Genomic DNA, 3,530 nt, shown 5'->3' with positions numbered 1-3,530 from the left:
TACGATTTGTGCATAGGACTTACCGGTCTGCATGGCCGCCATTTCCCTTTTTAAGGCCCTATTTTGCTCGATCAGGGCTTTTCCCGTGTTCCGGCCGCTCTCAGCCACAAACTGGCTTATTTCGCCTCTAATGGCCTCCTTAGCCGTTTTGATGTTGAAGGCATTGATAGGATGTCGGTCGAAGATCTCAGCAATTCGTAAAGCCTGGTTTGCTATGTCCTGCTCAACAGCATTGACGCGGCCGTAGTACTCCTTTGCTGTTTCATGCCTGATGCCAGTAGCTTTTATGCCCCTTTCCAGGGCGAAGGGTTCCATCAGCTGGGCATAGCGGTCCTGCCTTTCGCTCATCTTTTGCGGGTTGCCTATCAGCTCATTGGCATTGAGCCGCCCGTCCTGGGTGAGCGGAACGGTAACAGCATGGATGTGTGGAGTATGCTCATCCATGTGCAGATTGAACCGAACAATATTTTGTTCCCCGAACTCCTTTGCAATGAAATCATAGTTCTTCAATATCCAGGATTTGAAGCGCTGAGAGTCAGAAGTGATGGCCGTCATTTCCTCATGACTGCCTGAAAGCACATGGGTGATGTAGGTAACCGCGTCCTTACGGATGGCCTTTTTGCCGGTGTATCCCTCGCGGATCCGATCGTTGATGCATTCCACCAGCGGCCGGTCCCGGTAAGGCTCAGGTGTTATGTTCATGTTTTGGTTTGCTCGGCTGGGGTCGGCATGCTTGAACAGGTGTTCTTTACCTGGCTTTCGGTCGATGTGGTCGCCGATGCCGGCAGGTCCTGCCTTGCCCTTCTCCAGGTGATAAATAGCGTAGCCCATGGTTGAGTTTTGAGTCGTTTAAAGTAGCCGGGCAAAGCGCCTCGCTGCGCTCAGCTATGCTTTGCCCTATCTCTCCGAAAAGGTGGCCAGCTGAAAGAAAAAGAGTAGGGCGAATTCTCCCTAAGCCCATCTTTTTCTTTCAGCCGTCTTACCCTTTTTTCTGCCCCGGATAGCGGAGTCTTCCGGCCCACGTTTTACGGAGCGCAGCGAAGTAAAACATAGTGGGCTATATTTTCGCGAAAAAATCGGGCCAGGAAAAAGTACGTTTTTGCATTTGTGCAAATGTGCAAACGTTATGCGTGTTACATATTCTCTAGTTCCTTTCTGTTTTCCGCTATGACCTCATCTAAGGTCTGCTGCACCAGGTCCTGCTGCTGGGGCAATAGTTCTGTTAGCCAAACCCTGCCTTCTGAATGGGGAAGGCCTCCACATGGCTCAGCAGCCGAATCCAAAATTCGGTGCTGGATGAAATCAAACACATCTGTAGAATCGATCTCCTCTCCAAGGGAATATACAATGGCGAGCAACCCTCTTCGGATCAGTTGTCTAACTAGCTTGGGCCGGTAGTAACACAACGTAGATATAGTCGCCCATTCCAATTCAGCTGCAGCAAAAGTATTGGTCTGAATCCGGTCGGAAAATTTCAGGTACCGCTCTAATATTTCTGCATCACTTAAAGATGAGTCGCCAGAAAGCAGTCGCGTATAAACGTCCCTCAAATAATTGAACCTCTGATCATTATGAATCTCTTCAAAACGGAGCCTTTTCTTTTCAATTGAATCTTTTGGAGGAGTATCCTTAGGAGAATAGGGAAATCCCAATAGAGAAAGAAGTTTCTTCAGCATGAAATAAGTGTTGTCGTTACTACCTTCCTTTACTTATTTAAAAGGGATGTCCATTTGTTGTTGCTCTGCTTTTATTTCGTCTTCTGAGCTAGGCAGCCTAGACTTAGACTTTGGCCTTTCTCTCTCAAACTCAGAGGACATTTTGAACCCATCCTTTGAATACTCTATTTCCAGTCTGATTTTTTTGATATCATCCCAACTGCCGGATCCAAAAACCATTGGATTAGCCTTATAAGCTCCAGTTCCTATTTTGAGGAATAAATTTTTCTTGACCAGTTTTGATAAAGTGTTGTTTACAGAACCTACTGCTACACCGCATTCTAAAGCTATTTGGCTCTTTAGATAAGCGTTTAGCATGATCATATTCGTTCCAAATTCCAATCTCTTCAACAGTGCATAAAGAATTGTACTGTTGTTTTCAGCCAAACCCGTCAGCTTTCCTATGCCTTCCAAATAGAGCTTTATATATCCTGGTTCCTTTTCCCTGAACTTGATTTCCTTACTATTCTCAGAAGCTAAAATTTCCCCTGTTTGGTGATCAGTAAACTCTGTACTCTTTTCACTGACCAATTTTATTTTCCCAAGCATGATTAATCAAATTTGATTAAAAACGGCAAATTAAGGATATTAACCTAAATAGATTAATATCCTTAACTAAAAATAATTATCCTGCTTCACTCATTTGGTTAAACACTACACGTATTTGGTGAAAAACTGCACCCATTTGATTAAGGATTTCCGCTGAAACCCTTGCCAGTATTGGATTTCCTATATCTTATCTCCTTTAGAGTCATTTTTACCGCCGTTAAGGCGGATAAATCTACAGCCTAAAACCTCTTGATTTAGGTTGAGAAATGGCCTCTTTTTCCTGGTTTTTGTTCAGTAAGGCTTCGTTTAAATCTTTGAATTGGCTGTACTCCTGGCTCTTGTCAAGGATGCGGGGCATAGCTGCAGCTACTTTACGTACAGCTTCTTTTCCTGATAGATCATTGTCGAAGTAAAGCTCTACCCATGCGTTTTTTTCCTGGGCCGTCTTTGCTAGGTACTCGAGTCTCTCTTTGGTGAGATTGCTTAGAGAGTTCAGGACAATGAAAATTGCACTTTCTGGAGGCTTTGAGCGGTTCATCTGCTGATAGCTGAGGAAGTCCATAAACCCTTCAAATACCTTTATTCGCTGAGGATTCTCTCCTCCCTGCAGGGCAGCTGGAGCTCCCGGGCCGATGTTCCCCTTGAAAACAGGATTCCTGAGGGCGTAGCCGCCGGCGCTGTTCGGCATCCCTATGCCGAAGTACCTCTTCTCCCCGACGTTCCAGTGGATCTCCTTCACGATGCCTTTGGCGGTTTCCGGGCTGATGCCCCTTTCCTTCAGGTAGTTGACCAGGGCAGGATGCGTGATGTTGTCCAGGATGGCGGTAATCTCCGCCTTTTGCCCCTCTTCGGAAAAGGTTTTGCCATCGGCTGCCTGGCTGGCCTTCCGCCACCGGTCGCCAACTGTCTGGATAAGCTCCCGGTCCCGGGTCAGCAGCAACACTGCGTCTGTAAAGCCTTTGTTTTCAAACACTTTGGCTGCTTTGATCACATCGCCGCCGACTCCTGCGGAGTGGTCAAACCAAACATTCTTTTGGGTGTTTACCGATATCGAGCCGGTTTTCTGATCAGGACGGGCGAAGTAATACTCATGACCTTTGCGGCCCTCGAAAGTCAGGGCGCCAGTGCTGGCCAGCTTGGTCATGTAGTCCAGAACCGGCATCTTGTCCTTGATGTTTTTTGCGGCGGCTACGATTTGTGCATAGGACTTACCGGTCTGCATGGCCGCCATTTCCCTTTTTAAGGCCCTATTTTGCTCGATCAGGG

General features: G+C 46.8%; 4 protein-coding genes. All 4 read right to left on the bottom strand.

The features are described from left to right. Positions 1 to 831, bottom strand: an 831-nt coding sequence (gene mobV, locus V9K67_RS26815) for a MobV family relaxase (RefSeq protein WP_336728174.1), incomplete at its 3' end; no start/stop codon positions are given. 302 nt (positions 832 to 1,133) lie between these two features. Continuing rightward, positions 1,134 to 1,676, bottom strand: coding sequence for a hypothetical protein (locus tag V9K67_RS26810; protein ID WP_336728172.1), 543 nt, complete (start codon positions 1,674 to 1,676; stop codon positions 1,134 to 1,136). Between the two features lie 33 nt (positions 1,677 to 1,709). Beyond that, on the bottom strand, positions 1,710 to 2,264 hold the full coding sequence (locus tag V9K67_RS26805; RefSeq protein ID WP_336728170.1) for a replication/maintenance protein RepL: 555 nt from the start codon (positions 2,262 to 2,264) through the stop codon (positions 1,710 to 1,712). Between the two features lie 232 nt (positions 2,265 to 2,496). Next, positions 2,497 to 3,530: DUF8464 domain-containing protein (locus tag V9K67_RS26800; protein ID WP_336728166.1), on the bottom strand; the 1,034-nt coding region annotated here is incomplete at its 5' end.

The sequence above is a fragment of the Huijunlia imazamoxiresistens genome, assembly GCF_037132455.1.
Lineage (GTDB): Bacteria > Bacteroidota > Bacteroidia > Chitinophagales > Chitinophagaceae > Flavisolibacter > Flavisolibacter imazamoxiresistens.
The sequence above is the reverse complement of the archived record's forward strand: the minus strand, read 5'-3'. Positions and strand labels throughout refer to the sequence as shown.